The organism is Dickeya ananatis (assembly GCF_019464615.1).
GTDB lineage: Bacteria > Pseudomonadota > Gammaproteobacteria > Enterobacterales > Enterobacteriaceae > Dickeya > Dickeya oryzae.
Window position 1 is genome coordinate 4,184,024 of sequence record NZ_CP040816.1, and the last position, 26,997, is coordinate 4,211,020.

Below are 26,997 nucleotides of genomic sequence, written 5' to 3' on the forward strand. Positions count from 1 at the left end.
GGCAGCCAAACGCCGTATTACGCGCCTAAACACGCTTATTCCTGTCATGATTTCACGCCTTGCTCATTAAGCCACGTCAGTTGACGGACTATCTCGGGGTGGTGCAGAAAATCCCGAATACGTTGCGCTCGCCGCACGCCAATCCCCGAAAATTGCTGCCATTGTGCGACAGATCGTTGCTGTAATTGTTCGAACGAAACGCCATCCAGCGCCTGTCTGGCACTGGATGGCAACGGCAACCCTAACGCCAGCAACCACTGCCGCAACGGCTGGCGACGCGCCCGCTGGAACTGACGATAAATCCGCTCTACATGTTGTTTATCAACATCACCGCCAGCCGCCAGTTGCGCAGGCTCAAGCGCCAGCCAGGAAACGACATCGACAACCTTACCCTGCTGTATCAGCCGTCGCCAGGTGCCCTCACTGATACCGCTGAGCGACAGCCCATTACGTCCGCTCATCCACACCAGTCGGGCCAGAAATTGTGGCTGGCACGCTTTACTCCATTGCAAGCAACTGAATACATCAAAAGATGACGCCGCCGGGATGCTAATCGGCTCGCGTACCGCACCGCGCCACACCACCGCGTCCAACCGGGGAATCCCCAATCCTGCCAGACTGATGCTGACCCGATCACCCGGTAATACATCCCACTGCCGCCAGCGGGATACCGAACCGAGATTGACCCGACTCACGTTCTTGTCATCCAGCATCATGGGTTGTACCTGCAGCACGACCGTCATTCTGCCAGTACGCCCGATCTCGATATCAACACCGGTCACTTCCGTTACCCGATTCACCAACGGGTATTTCCAGGCTACGGCCCACTCAGCTGGCGTATCCTGCCAGTAACGCCCGGCGGGTTCCTGCGACTGATGCAATACCACGCCATCGGTTACAAACGGCAGCGGCGCTTGATACCAGCGTTCACGCCATCGCGCCGCCTCTTCAAATGAAGCTATGGGCTGGGTGTAGTCTGCTGTTAGCCCAAATCCCAGTTCCCGTAATGCTACAAGCCTCGTCGGCATGTCTGCCGGGCCGTCAGGCCAGGCCCAGATGAACACGCGAATGCGAGACAGCAACGGTGACGGCTGTTTTCGTCGCATTTCACCCGCGACCTGAGCCCGCGCATTGATGCCGCCAGTCTGCTGCTGTCGGTGCGCCGTCACTGACAAATACAGCTCCCCTTGCAATACCAGACGCCCAGACATGCCGGAAAGTTGCTGCGGCACGGCATTCATCTGGCGCACTTTATCCGTCCAGTCCTCCCCCTGACGACCATTGCCGCGACTGATAGCGCTCACCAATTTTCCTTGTTCATACACCAGCGTCACTGCTACACCGTCGATTTTAGGTTGTATCCACAAGTCACGATGCTGAGTTATCCACTGTTTCAGCTCCGCCGGTTCAGTCAGTTTTTTCAGACCGGTATGCGCCACCGGGTGTGGTTGTTTACCACTTGATGGCAGGCTAACCGCAAAACCGTCGGCATCCGCCTGAAAGCAAACCTGCCAGGTCGCCAGCGTTTGGCGCAGTTGATCATAGACCTGATCGTCAACCGGGCTCTGACCTCGTTCATAATAGGCTTTGTCCCACTGCGCCAGCTGTTGCCCCAACCGGGCTACCTCCTGTTCAGCCCGTGCGGCAGACCATGCCGGACAAGGCTCTGCCTTGACCAATCCACTGGTCGCAAGCCACAACATGACCGCCAGCGCGTATCGATATCGCATCGCTTTTCCTCCCTGAGCGAAAACCCAGGCATTAATCCGCAAACAATCAGAAAATACGAGCGTAAAAATCAGTCGATGCGAAGCAAGCCGCACAGTATCGGGCACGTTGCAGCAAGCGGCAGAAAAACAGGAAAGCCGCCCGCAAAGTAAAAAAAGGTGGGGTGACAGATAACAGGTGGAGTATCAGGCTGTGTTTCACCACGCGACGGCCTACACAGCGGCGTGTATAATGCGGAAAAACGCGCAACTGGTTGCATCTCTTCTTCCATCTTTATCAGACGCAGAATTCACTATGGCTCAAGGCACGTTGTATATTGTTTCCGCCCCCAGTGGTGCAGGGAAATCCAGTTTGATCCAGGCGCTGTTGAAAACACAGCCGCTCTATGACACCCAGGTTTCCATTTCGCACACCACACGCACTATGCGCCCAGGTGAAGTTCACGGTGAACACTATTTCTTCGTGCCGACTGATGAATTCAAGCAGATGATCGCAGCGGATGACTTTCTGGAATACGCTGAGGTTTTCGGCAATTATTACGGTACGTCTCGCGCCGCTATCGAGCAGGTGCTCTCCACCGGCGTTGACGTTTTTCTGGACATTGACTGGCAGGGCGCACGCCAGATTCGCGAACGCATGCCGCAAGCCCGCAGTATCTTCATTCTGCCGCCTTCGCAAGATGAACTGGAACGTCGCCTGCGCGGGCGCGGCCAGGACAGCGAAGAGGTGATTGCCCGCCGGATGAAACAGGCGGTGGCAGAAATGAGTCACTACGCCGAATACGATTATCTTATTGTGAATGACGATTTCGATCTGGCATTACTGGATCTGAAAACCATTATTCGCGCTGAGCGTCTGCGCCTGAGCCGTCAGAAAGTTCGACATGACGCTTTAATCACCAAACTATTGGCAGACTGACGGCACTTTCAGTATGATGCCCAGTCATTTTATTTCCCCACTGGAGTACACACTATGGCACGCGTAACTGTTCAGGACGCTGTAGAAAAAATTGGTAACCGTTTTGACCTGGTGCTGGTCGCCGCTCGTCGCGCCCGTCAGATCCAGGTGGGTGGCAAAGAGCCGCTGGTTCCGGAAGAGAACGACAAGTACACCGTGATTGCCCTGCGCGAAATTGAAGAAGGCCTGATCAACGGTCAGATTCTGGACACCCGTGAGCGCCAGGAACAACAGGAACAGGAAGCAGCGGAAATTCAGGCGGTTACCGCTATCGCTGAAGGTCGTCGTTAATTCGCATTCGGTCGTGAGTCGCCCTTGTATCTGTTTGAAAGCCTCAATCTGCTGATTCAGCGTTATCTGCCGGAAGACCAGATAAAACGTCTCAAGCAGGCTTATCTCGTTGCACGTGACGCTCACGAGGGCCAGACACGCTCCAGCGGTGAGCCCTATATCACGCATCCGGTGGCAGTAGCCTGTATTTTGGCTGAAATGCGTCTCGACTATGAAACGCTGATGGCCGCCTTGTTGCATGATGTCATCGAAGATACGCCCGCCACCTACCAGGATATGGAACAGCTGTTCGGCAAAAGCGTAGCTGAACTGGTGGAAGGCGTCTCCAAGCTGGATAAGCTGAAATTCCGCGATAAGAAAGAGGCGCAGGCGGAAAACTTCCGCAAAATGATCATGGCGATGGTGCAGGATATCCGCGTCATTCTGATCAAACTGGCCGACCGCACCCACAATATGCGAACGCTGGGATCGTTGCGTCCGGACAAACGCCGACGCATCGCCCGGGAAACGCTGGAAATCTATAGTCCGCTCGCGCACCGTCTCGGTATTCATCATCTGAAAACCGAACTCGAAGAGCTGGGTTTTGAAGCGCTCTACCCCAACCGCTATCGGGTCATTAAAGAGGTGGTGAAAGCCGCCCGCGGCAACCGTAAGGAGATGATTCAAAAGATCCTCTCCGAAATTGAAGGGCGTTTGAAAGAAGCGGGTATCAGTTGTCGCGTCAGCGGCCGCGAAAAGCATCTGTACTCCATTTATTGCAAGATGCACCTGAAAGAACAGCGCTTCCATTCCATTATGGATATATATGCCTTTCGGGTGATCGTGCGAGAAGTCGATACCTGTTATCGCGTGCTGGGGCAAGTACACAGCTTATATAAACCGCGCCCGGGCCGGGTGAAAGATTATATCGCCATCCCTAAAGCGAACGGCTATCAGTCGCTCCATACCTCCCTTATCGGGCCACATGGCGTACCGGTTGAAGTCCAGATCCGTACCGAGGACATGGACCAGATGGCGGAAATGGGGGTTGCCGCGCATTGGGCATACAAAGAAGGCGAAAGCAGCAGTACCACGGCACAGGTGCGCGCTCAACGCTGGATGCAAAGCCTGCTGGAACTACAGCAAAGCGCCGGGAGCTCTTTCGAATTCATCGAAAGCGTTAAATCTGACCTGTTCCCAGACGAAATTTACGTGTTCACGCCAGAAGGCCGCATTGTCGAGCTGCCTGCCGGCGCGACACCGGTGGACTTCGCTTACGCGGTACACACCGATATCGGCCACGCCTGCGTCGGCGCTCGCGTCGACCGCCAGCCTTATCCGCTGTCTCAGGCGTTGTCCAGCGGGCAAACCATCGAAATCATCACCGCGCCGGGCGCTCGTCCAAACGCTGCCTGGCTCAACTTTGTCGTCAGTTCCAAAGCGCGTGCCAAGATTCGTCAGATGCTGAAAAACCTCAAGCGTGACGACTCTGTCAGCCTGGGGCGCCGTCTGATTAACCATGCATTGGGCAGCGGCCGTAAACTGTCCGACATTCCGGAGCAAAACATTCAGCGAGAGCTGGAGCGTATGAAGCTCGCTTCTCTGGATGATCTGCTGGCGGAAATCGGTCTGGGTAACGCCATGAGCGTGGTGGTAGCGCGTAATCTACTGGAAGAGCGTGCTGAAAACGGTACGACCGGCATTCGCAAACTGCCTATCAAGGGCGCCGACGGCGTCTTGATCACCTTCGCTAAGTGCTGTCGTCCCATCCCTGGCGACCCCATTATCGCGCATGTCAGCCCCGGCAAAGGGCTGGTGATTCATCATGAATCCTGCCGCAACATCCGTGGCTACCAGAAAGAGCCTGAGAAATTCATGGCGGTAGAGTGGGATGAAGTAACCGAGCAAGATTTCATGACCGAAATCAAGGTCGACATGTTCAACCATCAGGGGGCATTGGCTAACCTGACGGCGGCGATCAGCGCATCGAACTCCAATATTCAGAGTATCAACACCGAAGAACGAGATGGCCGGGTGTACAGCGCCTTTATCCGCCTCACCACACGCGACCGTATCCATCTTGCGAATATTATGCGCAAGATCCGCGTGATGCCGGACGTGATTAAAGTCAACCGTAACCGAAATTAGCCAGTTATGACCCCAGAACGTTATACGCGTATCCGCGAGATGCTTAACAACCGTCAGCCTGATCTGACCGTGTGCATGGAGCAGGTGCACAAGCCTCACAACGTATCCGCCGTTATCCGTACCGCCGATGCCGTTGGCGTACATCAGGTGCATGCCGTGTGGCCCACCAGTCGCATGAAAACCCTGGTGTCTACCGCGGCAGGCAGCAACAGTTGGGTTCAAGTCAAAACCCACCGTACGATTCAGGACGCTGCCCGCCATTTGAAAACGCAGGGGATGCAAATTCTGGCGACCAACCTGTCCGCCGACGCGGTCGACTTCCGCGATGTGGATTACACCCGCCCGACCTGCATCCTGCTCGGACAGGAAAAGACCGGTATCTCTGGCGAGGCGTTGGCTCTCGCTGATCAGGACATCATTATTCCGATGATCGGTATGGTGCAGTCGCTGAACGTGTCGGTGGCTTCCGCCCTGATTCTGTATGAAGCGCAACGCCAGCGTCAGTTGGCAGGGATGTACCAGCGCGAAGACAGCCCTTTGGATGAGGAAGAGCAACAACGCCTGCTGTTTGAAGGGGGTTACCCGGTACTGGCCCGCGTCGCCAAACGCAAAGGGCTGCCGCGCCCACATATTGACCAGACCGGCCAGGTGATTGCCGATGCGCCCTGGTGGGCGGCGATGCAATCTACGGAGCAATAATGGATAGCCGCCTGCTGCATACCCAGCCGTTGAGCACCCTTGCCGGCGTCGGGGCCAGCCAGGCGGAAAAACTGGCCCGTCTTGGTCTGGAAACGGTGCAGGATCTACTGCTGCATCTGCCACTTCGCTACGAAGACCGCACCCACCTTTACCACATTAACGATCTGTTGCCCGGCATGTACGCTACGGTAGAAGGCGATGTGCTACGCAGCGATATCACCTTCGGCCGACGCCGAATGCTGACCTGCCAAATCAGCGATGGCAGCGGCATGCTCACGCTACGCTTCTTTAATTTCAACGCAGCCATGAAAAACAGCCTGTCGCCGGGCCAACGCGTGCTGGCCTATGGGGAAGTACGACGCGGCAAACTGGGCGGCGAGATGATCCATCCTGAATACCGGGTGCAGGGCGAAAGCACGACGGTCGAGCTGCAGGAAACGCTGACGCCGGTTTACCCCACGACCGAGGGTGTGCGGCAGGCGACGCTGCGTAAGCTGACCGACCAGGCGCTGAAATTGCTGGATACCCATCCGATTGACGAACTTCTGCCCCAGGAAATGCGCCACGGATTGATCAGCCTGCCAGATGCGTTACGCACCCTGCACCGCCCACCACCGGATGTAAAGCTGGCGGAATTGGAGCAAGGGAAACACCCGGCACAACAACGTCTGGTCATGGAAGAGCTGTTGGCGCACCACCTGAGTATGCTGGCGGTGCGCGCGGGTGCACAACGCCACCGGGCGCTGGCGCTGGATACCAAAGACGACCTGAAGCAACAACTGCTGGCCGCGCTGCCGTTCAGCCCTACCGGCGCGCAACAACGGGTCGTGGCAGAAATCGAACAGGATATGAATCAGCCATTTCCGATGATGCGTCTGGTGCAGGGCGATGTCGGCTCCGGTAAAACACTGGTCGCGGCGTTGGCGGCGTTGCGGGCCATCGCTCACGGCAAACAGGTGGCGTTGATGGCCCCAACGGAATTGCTGGCTGAGCAACATGCCACCAACTTCCGTCGCTGGTTTGAGCCACTGGGTATTGAAGTGGGCTGGCTCGCAGGCAAGCAAAAGGGTAAAGCGCGGCAGGCCCAGCAGGAGGCTATCGCCAGCGGACAGGTTTCCATGGTGATCGGCACCCATGCTATTTTTCAGCAACAGGTTCAGTTCAGCGGTCTGGCGTTGGTGATTATCGACGAACAGCACCGATTTGGTGTGCATCAGCGGCTGGCGTTGTGGGAAAAAGGCGAAGAGCAGGGCTTCCACCCTCACCAGTTGATCATGACTGCCACACCGATTCCCCGCACACTGGCGATGACCGCTTATGCCGACCTGGATACCTCGGTCATCGATGAGCTGCCACCGGGCCGCACACCGGTAACCACCGTCGCCATTCCCGACACTCGCCGCGCCGACATCATTGAGCGGGTACGCCATGCCTGTCTGCAAGAGGGGCGGCAGGCATACTGGGTTTGTACCCTGATTGAAGAATCCGAACTATTGGAAGCGCAAGCGGCTGAAGCGACCTGCCAGGAGCTAAAAGCCGCGTTACCTGACCTCACGGTTGGTCTGGTGCATGGCCGGATGAAAGCAAAAGAAAAACAGGCCGTCATGGAGGCATTCAAAGCCAATCAACTGCATTTGTTGGTTGCTACGACCGTGATTGAGGTGGGTGTAGATGTGCCGAACGCCAGCCTGATGATTATCGAAAACCCGGAGCGACTGGGGCTGGCGCAATTGCATCAATTACGTGGCCGCGTCGGCCGTGGGGCCATCGCCTCCCACTGCGTGTTACTGTACAAATCACCACTGAGTAAAACCGCGCAAATGCGGCTTCAGGTTCTGCGCGACAGCAACGATGGCTTCGTCATCGCCCAGCGCGATCTGGAAATTCGCGGGCCCGGCGAACTGCTCGGCACCCGTCAGACCGGTAACGCCGCTTTCAAAGTGGCAGATTTACTGCGCGATCAGGCACTGATTCCGCAAGTCCAACGAGTCTCGCGCCATATCCATGAGCACTACCCGGAACATGCCAGAGCACTGATCGAGCGCTGGCTGCCAGAACGCACCCGTTATACCAACGCCTGATAACGTAGAAAGCGTTTTTATTGCGTTGCCCTCATCCCGTTGTTGTTACCCCTATCCTTAATAAAAGGATTGTGCCCCAGTTGAGTTTATCTGTTTGCGGCGATGATTCCCGGCGATAAGTAAATCCCATCCCGCAATCGATTGCTTTTACAGGGCAGATGATTAAAATGCGTTTTTTGCCGTTCAGGAGCGCCCCGCTATCATGAGTCTTTCCACCACCGAGCTACCCCAGACTGACGCCGTTACCCCGGCAAACAGCGAGCTGATTTACCGTCTGGAGGACCGGCCTCCTTTACCGCAGACGTTATTCGCCGCCTGCCAGCACCTGTTGGCGATGTTTGTTGCGGTCATCACCCCGGCGTTACTGATTTGTCAGGCGTTGGGCCTGCCAGCGCAAGATACGCAGCACATCATCAGCATGTCGCTGTTCGCTTCCGGTCTGGCTTCTATTTTGCAAATCAAAACCTGGGGACCGGTCGGCTCCGGCTTGTTGTCCATTCAGGGGACCAGCTTCAACTTTGTTACCCCGCTGATTATGGGCGGTATGGCGCTGAAAAACGGTGGCGCGGATGTACCGACGATGATGGCGGCGCTCTTCGGCACGCTGATGGTAGCCTCTTGCACCGAAATTCTGCTGTCACGCGTTTTGCACCTGGCTCGCCGCATTATTACACCGCTGGTTTCCGGTATCGTCGTGATGATCATCGGCCTGTCGCTGATTCAGGTTGGCCTGACATCAATCGGCGGTGGTTTTGCTGCCATGAGTAACCACACGTTTGGGGCACCGAAGAACCTGCTGCTGGCAGCCATCGTTCTGGTGGTGATTATCATCCTGAACCGCCAGCGTAACCCTTATTTGCGCGTGGCATCACTGGTTATCGCAATGGCTGTCGGCTATCTGGCAGCCTGGCTAATGGGTATGCTGCCGGAAAGCACTGGCACATCCAGCCACTCGCTGATTAACGTCCCCACCCCGTTGTACTATGGCCTTGGTTTTGACTGGAATCTGTTGATCCCGCTGATGCTGGTATTCATGGTGACCTCGCTGGAAACCATCGGTGATATCACCGCCACTTCCGACGTCTCCGAGCAGCCGGTCAGCGGCCCGCTCTACATGAAGCGCCTGAAGGGCGGCGTACTGGCTAACGGCCTGAACTCTTGCCTGTCTGCCGTGTTCAATACCTTCCCCAACTCCTGCTTTGGGCAGAACAATGGCGTGATTCAACTGACCGGGGTTGCCAGTCGCTATGTCGGTTTCGTTGTGGCATTGATGCTGATCGTACTAGGCCTGTTCCCGGCGGTGAGCGGTTTTGTGCAGCATATTCCCGAGCCGGTACTGGGCGGCGCAACTATCGTCATGTTCGGTACTATCGCCGCGTCTGGGGTACGAATTGTCTCCCGCGAGCCGCTTAATCGTCGCGCTATTATGATTATCGCGCTGTCGCTGGCTGTTGGCTTGGGTGTCTCCCAGCAGCCATTGATTTTGCAGTTCGCACCAGACTGGTTGAAAACCCTGCTGTCATCAGGCATTGCTGCGGGCGGTATCACAGCAATCGTGTTGAATCTGGTGTTCCCTCACGAAAAAGAGTAACGCGCGCTTCCAGAAATTTTTCCTCTTACGTGATAATAAGGGCCGATGGCGGTATACCCTAAATAATTCGAGTTTCAGGACAAAACGTGTTGCGTTTTGAACAACGCAACGCGTTGGCCCTTCAGGGCAAGGCTCATTGAGCCTTGTAACGCGGCAAGGGAAGGAATCCCGATGAGCTTACTCAGGTAAGTGATTCGGGTGACTGAACGCAGCCAACGCACCTGTAACTTGAAGTATGACGGGTATAACATCGGCCCTTATTTATTGTCTGTAATAAGTTACCTATTGAGATGACTGGATAATTACGGCATAACACGATCATCCCTTGCGAATGGCGCGGACTTAAGCAATGAAATTTATCGGGAAACTTCTTCTCACACTGCTGTTACTGGCGCTACTGGCTGTGGTGGTGCTGTATGTCCTGGCCCAGACTGAATGGGGAGCCAGGCATATCAGTCAGTGGGTTAATCAACGTACCGAATACCACGTGTCATTCAGAAAGATGGCGCATGAGTGGTCTTCGCCCGGCAGTATTCAATTGCTGGACGTCAGTTTCGGCCACAAAAACCAACCGGTAACACTGGTCGCGCAACGTGTCACTGTGGGGTTCAGCGTACGCCAGATTACCGACCCACGTCATTTTTCTAGTCTGGTGCTGGAAGGCGGAACCCTCAATCTGGGACAGACCGATGTCACTTTGCCGATTGAAGCCGACGTTCTGCAATTGAAAACCATGGCGCTGCATGCGCAAGATGGCGACTGGCGTCTGAAAGGTGAGCAGGTCACCGGAGGGATAACCCCGTGGCAGCCGGAGCCCGGCTACCTTTTGGGTAAGAAAGCCGCTTTCCAGCTTAGCGCCCACTCTTTGCTGCTCAATGATCTGCCAGCCAGCAAGGTCTTGGTACAAGGGCAGTTTGCCAACCAGCAACTGACGCTAGAGAATTTCGGTGCCGACGTGGCGCGAGGGGAACTGACGGGAAATGCTTCCCGAGCTGCGGACGGCAGTTGGCTGGTCAATAATCTGCGACTGAGCAATGTCCGGTTGCAAACCCGACAGTCGATGGCGGATTTCTGGCAGCCCGTCACTCGTCTGCCTGCCGTCACCGTTAATCGTTTTGACCTGATTGATGCCCGCATCGAAGGGCAAAACTGGGCATTTACCGATCTGGACGTCACTCTGCAGAATGTGACATTCCGGCAAAACAGCTGGCAGAGTGACGACGGCTCGTTGTCATTCAACGCCACCGATATCGTCAATGGCAACATGCATCTGGTTGACCCGATCGTCAGTCTGGATTTGTCAAAACAGGGTGTAAACATCAAACAGTTTTCCACCCGTTGGGAAGGCGGCCTGCTACGCACCAGCGGCAACTGGCAGCGCAACAATCAACGACTGACGCTGGATGAGCTGGTGGTGGCAGGCATGGAATACACACTACCGGAGGACTGGCGCCAACGCTGGCAACAAACACTACCTGACTGGCTGTCAGAAGTGGAACTACGGAAATTCAGCGCGAACCACAACCTGCTGATTGATATTAACCCCGCGTTCCCGTTCCAGCTCACCGCCCTGGATGGCTTCGGCAATAATCTGCTACTGGCACGTAACCATCAGTGGGGCGTGTGGCAAGGCACGTTGAGCCTGAATGCCAGTGACGCCACCTTCAACAAGGTGGATGTTCGTCGTCCCTCACTGGCGTTAAACGCTAACGACAACCAAATCACGTTAACGGACCTGAGCGCGTTTACCCAAACCGGCTTACTGGAAGCCAAAGCAGTGATCGCGCAGCAGCCAGCCCGAACATTTACGCTGGACCTGAACGGCAAAGCCGTCGCATTTGATATTCTGACGCGCTGGGGCTGGCCAACACCCACCAACGCCCCCACCGGCAACACCAATCTGCAGTTACATCTGAATGGTCGACTGGAAGCGGCAAGCCCGCTTAAACCAACACTCAGCGGTACGCTGCAAGGTATAGACAGCGCCGGACACCCCATCAATCAGGCAATGCATCAGGGCACAGTGGCAGACAGTGCGCCTGCCGCCGCCCCGGTCGCCTCCGAACCGGCCTCGACACCAACAGCGCCTGTCACACAGTAAACACCAAGGCGCATAAACACAAACAGCCACCGTCATGGTGGCTGTTTCATATTCGTCGTCATCGCTTATCGCCGACGTTACATTAACGAATGGCGGAGCCGCCTTGCTCCAGCGATTCATTCTGATCTGGCGGCAACACAATGTAGGTACCATCAAATACGGCACCTTTTTTATCATTGCCGAACAGTTCTACCTGTAACTGAACCCGTGCTTTACGGCCACGAGCCAGCCTGTCCAAATCACCACTCAGCGATCCTAAATCCGCCACTGCGCTGGGACGCCCGGTTACCGGTGTGCTGTAGCGAATATGCGCATCCGCCAGAATAATGGTGCCGCCAAGTTGCCGTTCGCGCAGCAGCAACCAAATAAGCCCCCACCCGGTCAGGGTCGCCAGTGAGAACATGCTACCGGCAAACAGCGTATGGTGCGGATTCTGGTTCCCCGTTTCCGGCATCGTGGTAATAAATTTCTGACCGGTGTACTGGCTGATGCGTACACCCATTTTTTCACTCAACGGGATATGGTTGTACCATGCCTGCTGTAGCTGACCACACCAGTCTGGGCGATGCAGAATGTCATCCAGCGTTGCCACCGGCTTAATCATCAGAAAATGACGCACCGGTGTGGTCATCGGCGTGGTAATTTCCCCCTGATTCACAAAGCCAAGGCGGGAAAAAAACGCCATTGCATCCTCACGGGCGCTACATACCACCCGCTTTACGCCTTCCTGACGCGCCACCGACTCCAGCGCCATCGCCATCAGGGTTCCAAGCCCTTTACGCTGAACATCCGGATGAACCGCCAGGAATCGTATCGATGCTTCATTTTCAGCATTGATCGAGAGACGACCAACCGCCACCAAATGACCTTGCCCATCGACAATGGTTTGATGGTGCGCCAGCGCATCATAGGCATCCCGTTCGGAGCCAAGTGGCTGATGTAGCGGTTTACGCAACATTTCCCAGCGAAACTGGTAATAAGCGTCCAGCTCTTCAGCGCTTTCCGGTACTCTCAGGTAGTACATAACCGCCCCTTCTCAACGCATACTCATATTGCAGCTCGCAGCGTAATATCGCTGCTTAACCCGGCAACCAGGCCAGACCTGTCGCTAAACTATACCTGCAGCCAAAACGTCACAGGCCCGTCGTTCACCAGAGAAACCTGCATGTCTGCGGCAAAACGACCGGTTTCCGTCGTCAGGCCATGCTCACGGCATTGACCGACAAAATACTGATACAGGCGATCAGCCTCTGCCGGTGCGGCACCACGGGAAAAACTGGGGCGCATTCCTTTTTGCGTATCCGCCGCCAGCGTAAACTGCGACACCACCAGCACACTGCCACCAGCTTGCTGAACATTCACATTCATCTTGCCGTTATCATCACTGAAAATCCGATAGCCGATCACCTTTTCACATAAACGGGTTGCCTTTTGTTCATCATCGCCCTGCTCTACACCCAGTAAAACCAACAGCCCGTGGTTTATCTCCCCGACTATCGCTCCTTCTACCGCCACACTGGCGGCGGAGACTCGCTGAATTAATGCGATCATAACGGCCTTACGACTCCCGCTTAAAAACCTGGCTGGCAAAAAAATCCGGCACCACCTGCCGATCACTGACCAGAATAGAACGGATACCCAGTGCATTTGCCGCGTCTACATTGGCAGCATTGTCATCAAAAAAGAGTGCGTCACTGGCTGCAAATCCCTCTTCGCGCAACACATGATGGTAAATCGCCGCTTCTGGTTTTCGCATACCGATATCCTGAGACAAATAAATCCTGTCGGCGGCTTGCTGTACTTCGGGGTATTCGCCCGGCCAGAATTGACAGTGCAAGCGATTGGTATTGGAGAGTATTACCACGCGATGGCCTTCCTGCCGCAACCGATGCATGATGTCGATCACATCTTTGCGCACACCGATGAAAATTGCCTGCCAACCGGTCGAAAACTGCTCAAAACTGAGTGACATCCCCAACTCATGGCACAGCCGCGACGCAAATTCTTCATCGCTGATTTCACCACGTTCGTGCAGCTCAACGGTGTGTCCCAACTCAAAACGCTTACGCAGGGTCGCCAGCGGTGCACCGCTCAGATTGCTCCACACCCCCAGAACACGATTGAAGTCGATATCGATTACGACGTTACCTAAATCAAAGATATACAGCATGAGTCCTCCAGACAGGCCAGTAGGGTTTTCACTGTAGCGAGAAAAATCCGTGCTGAATAGGGAGGATAAGCAGGATCATAATAAGGTTATGAAGGAGGCAGGCCAGACGCAAGCGCAGGGGACAACGGTCTGAAAAAACAAAGGCCCCATAAAGGGGCCTTATCGCAAGGCAGCGCGGTCAGGTACCGCATTCCGCCTGATGTATCACTAAAATAGTGAATTATTCTTCTTTGGCAGAGCGGTTAGCACGACGACGATCGTTTTCCGTCAGGTGACGTTTACGCAGACGAATCGAGGTCGGCGTCACTTCAACCAGTTCATCGTCATCAATGAACTCCAGCGCCTGCTCCAGCGACATTTTCACCGGCGGTACCAGTACGGTAGCTTCGTCAGTACCGGAAGCACGCATGTTGGTCAGCTTCTTACCGGTCAGACAGTTAACAGTCAGGTCGTTAGAACGAGTATGAATACCGATGATCTGGCCTTCGTACACTTCAGCGCCGTGACCCAGGAACAGCTTACCGCGCTCCTGCAAGCTAAACAGCGCATAAGCAACTGCTTTACCCTGGCCGTTGGAGATCAACACACCGTTCTGACGCTGGCCGATTTCACCCGGACGGATGTCGTCATAGTGACTGAAGGTGGAGTACAGCAGACCGGTACCGGAGGTCATGGTCATGAACTCGGTACGAAAGCCGATCAAGCCACGGCTTGGGATCACGTAATCCAGACGTACGCGACCTTTGCCGTCCGGGATCATGTCACGCATTTCGCCTTTACGCAGACCCAGCGCTTCCATCACCGAGCCCTGATGCTGCTCTTCGATATCCACGGTCACCTGCTCGAACGGCTCCTGACGGCGGCCATCGATGGTACGGAAGATAACTTTCGGACGGGATACCGCCAGTTCGAAACCTTCACGACGCATGTTTTCGATCAACACGGACAGGTGCAGTTCACCACGGCCAGATACACGGAACGCATCCGGATCTTCGGTTTCTTCCACACGCAGCGCCACGTTGTGCACCAGCTCTTTACGCAGACGATCCAGAATCTGACGTGACGTGACGTATTTGCCTTCCTTGCCGCAGAACGGCGAGGTGTTAACGCAGAAATACATGGTCACGGTCGGTTCGTCCACCGACAGCGCCGGCAGCGCTTCCACGCAGGACGTATCGCAGATAGTGTCGGAAATGTTCAGTTCACCCAGACCGGTGATAGCAATGATATCGCCCGCTTCTGCCAGTGAACTTTCAATACGCTGCAAACCCAGGTGGCCCAGCACCTGGCTCACTTTACCGTTGCGTACTTTGCCTTCGCTGTCGATGATGCTGACCTGCTGGTTCGGTTTCACCACGCCGCGTTTAATACGGCCGATGCCGATAACGCCAACATAGTTGTTGTAGTCCAGCTGGGAGATCTGCATCTGGAACGGACCGTCGAGGTCGACATTAGGCGCTTCAACGTGTTTCACGATGGCTTCAAACAGCGGGGTCATGTCTTCGGCCATATCGTTATGGTCCAGACCGGCGATGCCGTTCAGCGCGGACGCATAAACAATCGGGAAGTCCAACTGCTCGTCGGTAGCCCCCAGATTAACAAACAGGTCGAACACCTGATCAACCACCCAGTCAGGACGAGCGCCAGGACGGTCAACCTTATTAATGACAACAATCGGCTTCAGGCCATAGGCAAAAGCTTTCTGGGTCACGAAACGCGTCTGCGGCATCGGGCCGTCCATCGCGTCTACCAGCAGCAGTACAGAGTCCACCATGGACATCACGCGTTCTACCTCGCCGCCGAAGTCGGCGTGCCCTGGGGTATCCACGATATTGATGCGGTAGTCATTCCAGTTGATGGCGGTATTTTTAGCGAGGATGGTAATTCCGCGCTCTTTTTCCAAATCATTGGAGTCCATAACACGTTCAGTGGCGTCATTACGCTCACCCAACGTACCGGACTGTTGCAGCAACTTATCAACCAGGGTTGTTTTTCCATGGTCAACGTGCGCAATAATAGCGATGTTACGCAAATTTTCGATCACAGCTTTGCCTCAGGCATTTTAGAAATAGCGCGCTATTGTACACGTATTAATCGAGCGACTGAACAAGATCACAATCATCTTCCACAAACAACCTGCGAATTACGGGTCTGTGATCCCTTTCACGGTGCAATAAAGCAGCACCCCACAAACTCAGAGCACCAATTAAGTGCAATAACACCAAAATGGTGCACAGTTTTGGTGCAGTTAACTATCTTGGTGCAGCTCAGGAGGAGACAAAAAACCAGCAGGAATGCTGTTTCAAACTATTCTTTAATAGTTGGCACAGTTTTAGCTATATGTTTTGTACGGTAACAACATCATTCCACAACGATATTCGTTCCACGACGATAAATGACACAATCGGGAGAACCAAGTATGTCAGTAGAACACGTTTTGACGATGCTGAATGAGCATGAAGTGAAGTTTGTTGACCTTCGCTTCACGGATACCAAAGGCAAAGAACAGCACGTCACTATTCCGGCCCACCAGGTTAACGCTGACTTCTTCGAAGACGGTAAAATGTTTGATGGTTCCTCGATTGGCGGCTGGAAAGGCATCAACGAATCCGACATGGTGTTAATGCCGGACGCGACTACTGCGGTTATGGATCCGTTCTTCGAAGAACCGACTCTGATCATCCGTTGTGACATTCTGGAACCGGGCACCATGCAGGGTTATGACCGCGACCCGCGCTCCATCGCTAAACGCGCTGAAGACTTCCTGCGCTCTTCCGGTATCGCTGATACCGTACTGTTCGGGCCAGAGCCGGAATTCTTCTTGTTTGACGACGTACGTTTCGGCAGCAGCATCTCCGGTTCTCACGTTGCTATCGACGACATCGAAGGTGCCTGGAACTCCAGCACAAAATACGAAGAAGGCAACAAAGGCCACCGTCCGGCTGTGAAAGGCGGTTACTTCCCGGTTCCGCCGGTAGACTCTGCGCAGGACCTGCGTTCCGCCATGTGTCTGACCATGGAGCAGATGGGCCTGGTAGTTGAAGCACATCACCACGAAGTAGCGACCGCTGGTCAGAACGAAGTGGCTACCCGCTTCAACACCATGACCAAGAAAGCCGACGAAATCCAGATCTACAAATACGTCGTACACAACGTGGCACACGCTTTCGGCAAAACCGCAACCTTCATGCCGAAACCGATGTTCGGCGATAACGGTTCCGGTATGCACTGCCACATGTCTCTGGCTAAAGACGGTACTAACCTGTTCTCCGGCGACAAATACGGCGGCCTGTCTGAAACCGCGCTGTACTACATCGGCGGTGTTATCAAACACGCTAAAGCAATCAACGCGCTGTCCAACCCGACCACCAACTCCTACAAACGTCTGGTCCCGGGTTACGAAGCGCCGGTTATGCTGGCTTACTCTGCCCGTAACCGTTCTGCCTCCATCCGTATTCCGGTGGTATCGAGCCCGAAAGCACGTCGTATCGAAGTGCGCTTCCCGGACCCGGCTGCTAACCCGTACCTGTGCTTCGCTGCACTGCTGATGGCAGGTCTGGACGGCATCATCAACAAGATCCACCCTGGCGATGCCATGGACAAGAACCTGTACGATCTGCCGCCGGAAGAAGCGAAAGAGATCCCAACCGTAGCAGGCTCTCTGGAAGAAGCGTTGAACGCGCTGAGCGCAGACCGCGAGTTCCTGACCCGTGGCGGCGTATTCACTGACGACGCTATCGATGCTTACATCGAACTGCGTACTGCTGAAAACGACCGCGTTCGCATGACGCCGCACCCGGTTGAGTTCGAACTGTACTACAGCGTGTAACCTCCTACGCGCTTGACGGCAGGACGAAGAAAATGATGTTCATACTGCCGTCAGATAGCTGTTTTTTTATTTATGTTTATTTTTGTTGCCGTGGAAACTTTTCAGCCCATCTTCGGATGGGCTTTTTTCTCCACAAGACATATTACCGTTGCGACTTAAACTACAATCGAGAATAGTGTGCACTAAAATAGTGCGGGAGTCTGCGTTATGGCAACAGGCACGCTGCCCGATGCTGGGCAGATCCTTAATTCTTTAATAAACAGCATCTTGTTGCTGGATAAAGATCTGGCTATTCACTACTCCAACCCAGCGGCGCAACAACTTCTGGCTCAAAGTTCACGTAAACTGTCTGGAACGCCCCTGCCGGAGCTGCTCGGTTACTTTTCGTTAAATCTCGACCTGATGCGAGAAAGCCTCGACTCTGGGCAAGGTTTTACTGATAACGAAGTCACCATCGTGGTAGATGGTCGGGCACATATTATGTCGCTGACAGCTCAGCGCATTCAGCACGATTTTATCCTGTTGGAAATGGCGCCGATGGATAACCAACGCCGTCTCAGTCAGGAACAGCTACAACATGCCCAGCAACAGGCGGCACGCGATCTGGTACGCGGTCTGGCGCATGAAATCAAGAACCCACTTGGCGGCCTGCGTGGCGCGGCACAGTTGCTGTCCAAAGCCCTGCCGGACCCGGCGCTGATGGAATACACCAAAGTCATTATCGAACAGGCAGACCGCCTGCGTAATCTGGTAGACCGCTTGCTCGGCCCGCAACAGCCTGGGTTGCATGTCACTCAAAGCATCCATCAGGTCGCCGAACGGGTATTCCAGTTAGTCTCGATGGAAAAAGCCGACAATGTGACGCTGGTGCGCGACTACGACCCCAGCCTGCCGGAATTGATGCACGACCCGGATCAGATTGAACAGGTATTGCTGAACATTACTCGTAACGCCATGCAGGCGCTGGGAGAGGAAGGCGGCACCATCACTATCCGCACCCGTACCGCGTTTCAGTTGACGTTACATGGCGTGCGCTACCGTCTGGTGGCCCGTATTGATATCGAAGACGACGGCCCCGGCGTGCCAGCCCATCTGCAAGACACGCTGTTCTATCCCATGGTGAGTGGTCGTGAAGGTGGCACCGGGTTGGGTTTGTCGATTGCCCGTAACCTTATCGATCAACATTCCGGAAAAATTGAATTTAACAGTTGGCCAGGTCATACCGAATTCTCGGTGTATCTGCCCATTCGCCAGTGAGGTTCACGATGCAACGAGGGATAGTCTGGATTGTCGATGACGATAGCTCCATCCGTTGGGTGCTTGAACGTGCGCTTACCGGGGCGGGATTAACCTGCGCAACCTTTGATAACGGTACCCAGGCGTTAAACGCGCTGACCACGCAAACACCGGATGTCCTGCTATCCGATATCCGTATGCCCGGTATGGACGGGCTGGCATTGCTGCAACAAATCAAACAGCGCCACCCAATGCTGCCCGTTATCATCATGACCGCGCATTCCGATTTGGACGCAGCGGTTAGCGCTTACCAGCAAGGGGCTTTCGATTATCTGCCCAAACCGTTCGACATTGATGAAGCGGTAGCGCTGGTTGAACGCGCCATCAGCCATTACCTGGAACAGCAGCAACCGGTACGCAGTCAGCCCATCAGTGGGCCGACCACCGATATTATCGGTGAAGCACCGGCTATGCAGGATGTGTTTCGAATTATCGGCCGCCTCTCACGCTCCTCAATAAGCGTACTGATCAACGGTGAGTCAGGCACCGGTAAAGAGCTGGTCGCCCATGCATTACACCGCCACAGCCCACGCGCCAAAGCACCTTTTATTGCGCTGAATATGGCGGCAATCCCTAAGGATTTGATCGAATCAGAACTGTTCGGCCATGAAAAAGGCGCGTTTACCGGCGCGAACCAAATTCGGCAAGGGCGTTTTGAGCAGGCAGATGGCGGAACACTGTTCCTTGATGAAATCGGCGACATGCCGCTGGATGTGCAAACCCGCCTGCTGCGCGTATTGGCCGACGGTCAGTTTTATCGTGTCGGCGGCTATGCAGCCGTGAAAGTGGATGTGCGCATTATCGCCGCCACGCATCAAAATCTGGAATTGCGGGTTCAGGAAGGCAAATTTCGCGAAGACTTGTTCCATCGTTTGAACGTGATTCGTGTTCATTTACCGCCGCTGCGTGAACGTCGGGAAGATATTCCACGTCTGGCGCGCTACTTCCTGCAGGCAACAGCTAAAGAACTGGGTGTCGAACCGAAAAACCTGCATCCGGAAACTGAAGCGGCGCTCACCCGTTTACCCTGGCCGGGTAACGTGCGCCAGCTTGAAAATACCTGCCGGTGGCTGACAGTGATGGCCGCGGGACAGGAAGTGCTGATTCAGGATCTGCCGCCGGAGCTGTTTGAAACAACAGCGCCAGACGCCACCGTACATGTCATGCCCGATAGCTGGGCGACGCTGCTGGCACAGTGGGCCGACCGTGCGCTGCGTTCCGGTCATCAAAACCTGTTGGCCGAAGCGCAACCGGAAATGGAACGCACACTACTGACAACCGCGTTACGCCATACGCAAGGGCATAAACAGGAAGCAGCAAGACTGCTGGGCTGGGGGCGAAACACGCTGACGCGTAAGCTCAAGGAACTGGGCATGGAATAACGGCACTCTGCCGTTTTCCTGTTACCGTTCATCACAAGGAACAGCGCCCACGGATGGGTTGCGTTATGAAATCCACACATCTGCAATTTACGTCATCATGGATATATTTTGTACTTTACTTGCGCCGCGCCAGCAGTATGATCATGTCGCTGACTGGAGAGGGTAACCATGCTGGAATCCATTTTTTCTGCCGTAACGCACGGCGCTGAGATCAGTAGTGCGATGGGTCCATCATCGCAAACTGCGATTGCAGCCGTGTTGTGCGCAGCACTGATCAATTTCTTCAGCTAACACACGCTGACATAATAAGAAAAGAGCCAGTCATACGACTGGCTCTTTTCTTTTATCCCTAACCACTGCCCATCTGCCATAACGAGCCATAACGAGGTCATGCCAGATTCGGTGGCCAACACATTTCGATTCCCGCAGGAATTACCCGGTGGAATTAAATGACTCGGGAAAATTGGCGCTCACGCATTTTATTGCGGAAATACACATCAAAGCACATACAAATATTACGAATAAGCAGCCGTCCTTTCGCCGTCACCCGAATACCGTCGGCCTGAATCTCCACCAGACCATCCTGGACCATCGGTGCCAGCAATGCCAGGTCCTCACGGAAGTAATCGCCAAATGACAGGCCATAGGCCTGCTCAATCGCCACAAACTCCAGTTGAAAATGACAAATCAACGCTTTAATGACATCACGGCGAATACAATCATCGCGAGTCAGGGATAATCCGCGCCACAATGCATGACCACGTTGTTCAACATCTGCGTAGTACAGCTTCAATTCTTTTTGGTTCTGCGCATAACTGTCGCCAATCATACTGATGGCAGACACGCCCAACCCCAGCAAATCGGTATCGCCTTGTGTGGTATACCCCTGGAAATTACGGTGCAATTTGCCTTCGCGCTGCGCTACCGCCAGCTCATCATCTGGCCGGGCGAAATGATCCATACCGATGAACTGATAACCCGCTGCCGTCAGGCTTTGAATGGTCTGCTGCAAAATGGCCAGTTTTTGTTCCGCATCCGGCAGATCCGCCTCTTTAATTTTTCGCTGTGCGGCAAACAAACTGGGTAAATGGGCATAATTAAATACGCTCAGACGATCCGGACGTAACTCGGCTACCCGCTGTAAAGTAAAAGCAAAACTGTCCGGCGTTTGTTTCGGCAGACCATAAATCAGGTCGATATTGGTCGAGGTAAATCCTAACGTCTTAGCCCGCTCAATCAGCGCAAAAATGAACGCTTCATCCTGCTCGCGGTTAACCAGCCGTTGCACCTCTTTATTGAAATCCTGCACGCCCATGCTAAGGCGGTTGAATCCTTCGGCGCGCAAATGATCGAGCACATCCAGTTCAATTTCACGCGGATCCACTTCCAGCGACATTTCGGCGTGCTCAGAAAAATGGAAATGCTGGCGAAGCAGCGCCATCAGCCGACTAATCTGTGCTTTATTCAGGAACGTGGGCGTTCCGCCGCCCCAATGCATTTGGGTGACCGTGCGGTTGGCAAATAACGGTGCGCGTTGATGAATTTCCAGCGCCAGCCGATCGAGATATTCATCAGCTTTATGCAGTTGCCGGGTTACCAGTTTATTGCAACCACAGAAGTAGCACAGGCGGTGACAAAACGGGATATGCAGATACAGCGATAACGGGCGGTGGGGATAACGGGCCACCGCCTCGGCAAACGCCACGTCGTCATAGCTGTCGCTGAATTCCAGCGCGGTAGGGTAGGAAGTGTAGCGTGGCCCCGAATAGTTATATTTCTGGATCAGGGATAAATCCCAGTCGATAGTCTGTTCGGGCATAGAGCTCACTCCTTCCTGTAACCGGTCCTCGCCGTACGACGCCGGGGCAACCGATGCTGCCCGGCCAATACGGCACGCTGTAATCTGCCTTTCCGTTTCGACAGACACCACAGTTTAACCAACAGGCCACCCAAAAAACACAGAACCAATAGGGTTATGAGCAGAAACAGCGCTTTTAACATTAATAACCGTCTTTCGGATTACCACGACGAAGCAGTTGCAGCATATCTTCTTCCTGCTGTTCATCTTCGTCATCATCATCCAGGCTAATTCCCAGCTGTTCCATCAGAATATCAATGCGATCCAGCGTTTCATCCAGCCAGGACTGTTCTTTAGCTGGCAGCGTTTCACCTTTCTCGAGTCTGTCCAGCAGGTCATCAAGACGCGGATCATTTTCCAGCATGTCCAGTTCTTCCTGTGGCGACAGGCGAACCGGTTTCTCTTTCGGCGTAGCTACCGGTTTTGTCGGCGCAACAGCGCTTTCCGGCAGTAGCGATACCGGTTTTTTACTGCCAATACGCGGGTCTTTGCCTTGACCAGAGGAGGCATTGTGCTGCTGTCCGCCGGACGGCTGCGCACGGCTGCCTGCAGCATGACCACGGTGTTTTTTCTGACGTTTGCGCTCGCGAGCTTCAAGATCCAACTGCTCGCGACTTTTTCTTTTGGCCTTTGGAGCAGGAGCTTTGCGTCCCGCCCCTTGTGATGGTTGTTTCATAGCGTCAATCTCAGATTCGGATGAGCAAATATAGGGAGAATTGCGGCGGAATCTAGCAGAAAGCATACCAATAAAAAAGTGCTCCAGGCGCTCTGTACCGGTTTTATTTTTTCAGTCTGTTACCGCGCTAACACCCCGTACAAAACAGATAAACGCCGCCTTTCTCATCCGTTACAGGTATAATCAGCTATATAAAACCGTGATCCAGACAGAGACGCACACTGTGACCCAGCAATACAACTATCATGTGACCCATTTTGTCACCAGCGCGCCGGACATTCGTCATCTTCCTGCCGACAGCGGTATTGAAGTCGCGTTTGCCGGCCGCTCCAATGCGGGAAAATCCAGCGCCCTCAACACGCTGACCAACCAAAAGAGCCTGGCCCGTATCAGTAAAACGCCTGGTCGTACTCAGCTCATCAACCTGTTTGAAGTCGCTGAGGGAGTACGTCTGGTCGACTTGCCTGGTTATGGCTATGCTGAAGTACCAGAAGAAATGAAACGCAAATGGCAGAGAGCGCTTGGCGAGTATCTGCAAAAGCGTAACTGTCTGAAAGGGCTGGTGGTATTAATGGATATCCGTCATCCGCTCAAAGATCTGGACCAGCAGATGTTGGAATGGGCCGTTGATGCCGGGTTACCAGTACTGGTGTTACTGACTAAAGCGGACAAACTGGCGCAGGGAGCCCGGAAATCCCAGTTAAACATAGTGCGGGAAGCCGTGTTGCCCTTTATGGGAGATATTCAGGTTGAGGCGTTTTCTTCGCTGAAAAAAACCGGTGTAGATAAATTACGTCAGAAATTAGATAACTGGTTCAGCACATTACCCCCCGCCGATGAATCCTCTCTTGCCGAGTCTGAGCAGTAACGTCTCCATCAAGAACGGGTGAGCTTTCTGAAATGCCATCCTTGTCCACACCACTACCGGCAAATTTTTTTGCCGGTAGCATAAGCGTTGGTTATCCCGAAAATTTATTATCAGAACAATAAAAAACGCCCCGGTCAGAAACCTGACCGGGGCGGCTAACATTCAGCCAAATCCGATTACGTGAAGTAAAAGGTCTGAAAGATAGAACATCTTACCTCTGTACCCTACGTGTTTAACTCTACTCCATTTCTTTTCTGGAAAAAAGCATTTTTTGTTGTTTAATTTCATAAAAAATGGCGATGAATTAAACAAACCCAAACCAGGTCACACAATCATGTAGCTTAATTACAGAATCACCCATACCCCAGTCGAAAAAACCAACAGAGAAAGGAAGGCGCTATTTCTGTCGGCATTTACAGCTAAACGCCCGATAAATCACGAATGCGTCAGCCCCGTTTTTTCACCGAAGACATTAATGGGCCTGATCCCAGTTACTGCCGGTACCGATATCCACCTGTAATGGCACATCCAACTGCATGCAGCCTTCCATCAGGTTACGAATCTTCGCACTGACCTCATCCAGTACAGAGTGGTGCACTTCAAACACCAATTCATCGTGTACCTGCATCAGCATCGTTGCCAATGGTTTTTCCTGCTGCAACCAGTCATCAATGGCAATCATCGCTTTTTTAATGATGTCTGCGGCGGTGCCCTGCATCGGTGCGTTGATGGCAGCCCGCTCTGCGGCTTTACGGCTCATGGCATTACGGGAGTGAATATCCGGCAGGTAGAGACGCCGACCATCCAGCGTGGAGACATACCCTTGCTCTGCCGCCTGCTGGCGAGTGCGCTCCATGTATTCCTGTACCCCTGGATAGCGCTCAAAATAGAGATTCATGTATTTCTGCGCTTCATTACGCGCAATGCCCAACTGGCGGGACAAGCCAAAAGCACTCATACCGTAAATCAGGCCAAAGTTGATAGCTTTGGCACTGCGGCGCTGTTCCGTCGTCACTTTATCAAGCGGCAAACCGAATACTTCGGCAGCCGTAGCACGGTGAATATCCAGACCATCGGAAAACGCCTTCAGTAATCCGGCATCCCGTGACAGATGCGCCATAATGCGTAGCTCTATCTGCGAGTAGTCAGCCGCCAGAATTTGGTATCCTTGCGGAGCAATGAACGCCTGACGAATACGGCGCCCTTCTTCATTACGCACAGGAATGTTTTGCAAGTTAGGATCACTGGAGGACAGACGCCCCGTAGCCGTTACCGCCTGGTGATAGGAGGTATGAACCCGTTTAGTCAACGGGTTAATCATCTGCGGCAACTTATCCGTGTAAGTCGATTTCAGTTTAGCCAACTCTCGATGTTCTAAAATCAACTTCGGTAGCGGATGATCCAGCGCTAGCTCAGCCAGCACTTCTTCATTGGTCGAAGGCGCGCCTTTCGGCGTTTTCTTAATAACCGGCAACTGCATCTTATCGTACAGAATGGCACCTAATTGTTTAGGCGAAGCCAAATTGAAAGCCTCACCCGCCAGCTCATGGGCCTGAACTTCCAGTCCCGCCAGACGTTGCGTCAGCTCCTGCGAGTGCTCAGCCAGAATCGTAGTATCGATCAGTACCCCGGTGCGTTCCATACGAGACAACACTGGGACCAGCGGCATATCGATATTCTTGAATACCTTGCACAGATCCTGTTGCGGCTCCAGCTTCGCCCATAACGTTTCATGCAAACGCAACGTCACGTCAGCATCTTCCGCGGCATAAACCGCCGCCTGCTCCAGTGGGATCTGATTGAAAGTTAACTGGTTCTTTCCCTTACCAGCGATCTCTTCAAAGGTGATGGTCTTATGCTGTAGATAGCGCTCTGACAGGCTATCCATATCATGCCGACCCGCCACACTATCAAGCACGTAGGACTCCAGCATGGTATCAAATACAATACCGCGCAGATCAATACCGTAACGAGCCATCACGCCTTTATCGAACTTCAGGTTTTGCCCGATCTTACCTATAGCTTCATTTTCCAGCAGTGGTTTTAATCGCGCTAACACGGTATCTCTATCCAACTGTGTCGGCGCATCGAGATAATCATGGCCTAATGGCAGGTAAGCGGCTTCACCGGGTTTAATAGCCAGGGAGATACCTACCAGATTAGCCGTTAGCGTATCGAGGCCATCGGTTTCGGTATCAAACGAAAACAGACCAGCAGCGTTGATTCTGGCAATCCAGTCCTGCAAGGATGACTCATCCAGAATGGTCACATAACCATCCTGAGACAATACGCTGGACGCCTCTTTAGGTGCATCTTCAGCGTCTGGTTTCACAAACGGCACCGCAGCCGGACTCTTTTTGCCACCCTGCAACCATTTGCCATCTTCCACATCTGCCAGCCAGCGTTTGAATTCATAACGGGCGAATAACTCTCGCAGTTCCGTTACATCCGGCTCATTCACCGTCAGTTGTTCGCAACCGAGCTCCAGCTTAACATCGGTTTTAATCGTCGCCAGTTGGTAAGAAAGATAAGCCACGTCTTTATGCTGCTCGAGTTTCGCTGCCATGGTTTTAGCACCACGGAAGGTCAGGCCCGCAATCCTATCCAGATTGCCATAGAGCGCATCCAGCCCACCCACACCTTGCAGTAATGCCTGCGCAGTTTTTTCACCCACACCAGGCACACCGGGAATGTTGTCGGAGGAATCCCCCATCAGCGCCAGAAAATCGATAATCAGAGAGGGAGGGATACCATATTTGGCACACACCTCATCCGGCCCCAGAATAGTGTTATTCATGGTGTTGATCAGGGTGATCTGCGGCGTCACCAGTTGGGCCATATCTTTATCGCCAGTGCTGATCAACACTGGTTTACCGGCACGTTCCGCCTGCTGTGCCAGTGTCCCAATCACATCGTCAGCCTCAACACCGGAAACAGAAAGTAGCGGCAACCCCATCGCTTTCACCATACGATGCAATGGTTCAATCTGCGCACGCAGATCATCCGGCATCGGCGGGCGATGAGATTTGTAGTGTTCAAACAAATCATCACGAAATGTCTTTCCCTTCGCATCAAACACCACCGCCACATGGCTGGGATGATACTGCTGCAACAAACTACGCAGCATATTGAGCACCCCGTACATCGCCCCGGTCGGCTCGCCAGCAGCGTTGGTCAAGGGAGGAAAGGCGTGGTAAGCGCGGTAAAGGTACGATGAACCGTCAACCAGAATGAGGGGGTTTTCTGCTATTTGAACCATGATATTTCGTGATCGTTGTTTTCTGCCATGGGGTAAGGATGCCATAGCTGGCAGTCAGAGACGAATATTAACGATCGTTCATTA

Annotated in this window: 21 protein-coding genes; 12 read left to right on the plus strand and 9 right to left on the minus strand. The window is 53.8% G+C overall.

Annotated elements, in window-relative coordinates:
* Positions 1 to 44: 44 nt before the first annotated feature.
* On the minus strand, positions 45 to 1,730 hold the full coding sequence (ligB, locus tag FGI04_RS18655; protein WP_407274322.1) for an NAD-dependent DNA ligase LigB: 1,686 nt from the start codon (positions 1,728 to 1,730) through the stop codon (positions 45 to 47).
* Positions 1,731 to 2,022: 292 nt separating this feature from the next.
* Between ligB and gmk the strand changes: the two genes are divergently transcribed.
* From gmk to FGI04_RS18690, 7 genes are all read left to right on the plus strand, one after another.
* Entirely contained in the window at positions 2,023 to 2,646 is a 624-nt protein-coding gene (gene gmk, locus FGI04_RS18660) for a guanylate kinase (RefSeq protein WP_342699727.1), read from the plus strand.
* A gap of 54 nt (positions 2,647 to 2,700) precedes the next feature.
* Entirely contained in the window at positions 2,701 to 2,976 is a 276-nt protein-coding gene (gene rpoZ / locus FGI04_RS18665; protein ID WP_013315745.1) for a DNA-directed RNA polymerase subunit omega, read from the plus strand.
* 24 nt (positions 2,977 to 3,000) lie between these two features.
* On the plus strand, positions 3,001 to 5,103 hold the full coding sequence (gene spoT / locus FGI04_RS18670) for a bifunctional GTP diphosphokinase/guanosine-3',5'-bis pyrophosphate 3'-pyrophosphohydrolase (protein ID WP_016942718.1): 2,103 nt from the start codon (positions 3,001 to 3,003) through the stop codon (positions 5,101 to 5,103).
* 6 nt (positions 5,104 to 5,109) lie between these two features.
* The gene (trmH, locus tag FGI04_RS18675) at positions 5,110 to 5,802 is read left to right on the plus strand and encodes a tRNA (guanosine(18)-2'-O)-methyltransferase TrmH (protein WP_012886710.1); all 693 of its coding nucleotides are present in this window, start codon (positions 5,110 to 5,112) and stop codon (positions 5,800 to 5,802) included.
* A complete protein-coding gene (gene recG / locus FGI04_RS18680; RefSeq protein WP_342699728.1) occupies positions 5,802 to 7,883 on the plus strand; it encodes an ATP-dependent DNA helicase RecG in 2,082 nt (693 codons plus the stop codon). The genes trmH and recG overlap by 1 nt, the downstream gene beginning before the upstream one ends.
* A 202-nt stretch (positions 7,884 to 8,085) precedes the next feature.
* Entirely contained in the window at positions 8,086 to 9,474 is a 1,389-nt protein-coding gene (locus FGI04_RS18685; protein WP_012886712.1) for a nucleobase:cation symporter-2 family protein, read from the plus strand.
* Positions 9,475 to 9,823: 349 nt separating this feature from the next.
* The gene (locus tag FGI04_RS18690) at positions 9,824 to 11,575 is read left to right on the plus strand and encodes an AsmA family protein (RefSeq protein ID WP_407337110.1); all 1,752 of its coding nucleotides are present in this window, start codon (positions 9,824 to 9,826) and stop codon (positions 11,573 to 11,575) included.
* Between the two features lie 82 nt (positions 11,576 to 11,657).
* Here the strand turns inward: FGI04_RS18690 and fabY are convergent, their stop codons facing one another.
* The 4 genes from fabY to typA form a co-directional block, all read right to left on the minus strand.
* A complete protein-coding gene (gene fabY / locus FGI04_RS18695; protein ID WP_038909375.1) occupies positions 11,658 to 12,599 on the minus strand; it encodes a fatty acid biosynthesis protein FabY in 942 nt (313 codons plus the stop codon).
* A gap of 89 nt (positions 12,600 to 12,688) precedes the next feature.
* Entirely contained in the window at positions 12,689 to 13,126 is a 438-nt protein-coding gene (gene dtd, locus FGI04_RS18700) for a D-aminoacyl-tRNA deacylase (RefSeq protein ID WP_342699731.1), read from the minus strand.
* Between the two features lie 7 nt (positions 13,127 to 13,133).
* Complete coding sequence (yihX, locus tag FGI04_RS18705) at positions 13,134 to 13,745, minus strand: glucose-1-phosphatase (RefSeq protein ID WP_407274317.1); 612 nt, start codon at positions 13,743 to 13,745, stop codon at positions 13,134 to 13,136.
* Between the two features lie 220 nt (positions 13,746 to 13,965).
* Positions 13,966 to 15,789: a ribosome-dependent GTPase TypA gene (gene typA / locus FGI04_RS18710; protein WP_407337111.1), complete on the minus strand. Its 1,824-nt coding sequence runs from the start codon at positions 15,787 to 15,789 to the stop codon at positions 13,966 to 13,968.
* Between the two features lie 375 nt (positions 15,790 to 16,164).
* Here typA and glnA point away from each other — a divergent pair, with 375 nt between their 5' ends.
* The 4 genes from glnA to FGI04_RS18730 all read left to right on the plus strand — a co-directional run bounded on the left by glnA (position 16,165) and on the right by FGI04_RS18730 (position 20,543).
* Positions 16,165 to 17,574: a glutamate--ammonia ligase gene (glnA, locus tag FGI04_RS18715; RefSeq protein ID WP_038906082.1), complete on the plus strand. Its 1,410-nt coding sequence runs from the start codon at positions 16,165 to 16,167 to the stop codon at positions 17,572 to 17,574.
* 207 nt (positions 17,575 to 17,781) lie between these two features.
* On the plus strand, positions 17,782 to 18,831 hold the full coding sequence (gene glnL / locus FGI04_RS18720; protein WP_033568900.1) for a nitrogen regulation protein NR(II): 1,050 nt from the start codon (positions 17,782 to 17,784) through the stop codon (positions 18,829 to 18,831).
* Positions 18,832 to 18,839: 8 nt separating this feature from the next.
* On the plus strand, positions 18,840 to 20,252 hold the full coding sequence (gene glnG, locus FGI04_RS18725) for a nitrogen regulation protein NR(I) (protein WP_012886721.1): 1,413 nt from the start codon (positions 18,840 to 18,842) through the stop codon (positions 20,250 to 20,252).
* Positions 20,253 to 20,420: 168 nt separating this feature from the next.
* Positions 20,421 to 20,543, plus strand: coding sequence for a YshB family small membrane protein (locus tag FGI04_RS18730; RefSeq protein ID WP_012886722.1), 123 nt, complete (start codon positions 20,421 to 20,423; stop codon positions 20,541 to 20,543).
* Positions 20,544 to 20,697: 154 nt separating this feature from the next.
* Here the strand turns inward: FGI04_RS18730 and hemN are convergent, their stop codons facing one another.
* The gene (gene hemN / locus FGI04_RS18735) at positions 20,698 to 22,071 is read right to left on the minus strand and encodes an oxygen-independent coproporphyrinogen III oxidase (protein WP_407337112.1); all 1,374 of its coding nucleotides are present in this window, start codon (positions 22,069 to 22,071) and stop codon (positions 20,698 to 20,700) included.
* Positions 22,072 to 22,252: 181 nt separating this feature from the next.
* Complete coding sequence (gene yihI / locus FGI04_RS18740) at positions 22,253 to 22,786, minus strand: Der GTPase-activating protein YihI (RefSeq protein ID WP_342699735.1); 534 nt, start codon at positions 22,784 to 22,786, stop codon at positions 22,253 to 22,255.
* Between the two features lie 223 nt (positions 22,787 to 23,009).
* On the opposite strand from yihI, the gene yihA reads away from it, so the two are divergent.
* A complete protein-coding gene (yihA, locus tag FGI04_RS18745) occupies positions 23,010 to 23,654 on the plus strand; it encodes a ribosome biogenesis GTP-binding protein YihA/YsxC (RefSeq protein WP_407337113.1) in 645 nt (214 codons plus the stop codon).
* 162 nt (positions 23,655 to 23,816) lie between these two features.
* Here yihA and spfP read toward each other — a convergent pair whose 3' ends face one another.
* On the minus strand, positions 23,817 to 23,864 hold the full coding sequence (spfP, locus tag FGI04_RS21405) for a small protein SpfP (protein WP_071892919.1): 48 nt from the start codon (positions 23,862 to 23,864) through the stop codon (positions 23,817 to 23,819).
* A 262-nt stretch (positions 23,865 to 24,126) separates the two neighbouring features.
* Positions 24,127 to 26,913: a DNA polymerase I gene (gene polA, locus FGI04_RS18750; protein WP_407337114.1), complete on the minus strand. Its 2,787-nt coding sequence runs from the start codon at positions 26,911 to 26,913 to the stop codon at positions 24,127 to 24,129.
* Positions 26,914 to 26,997: the final 84 nt, after the last annotated feature.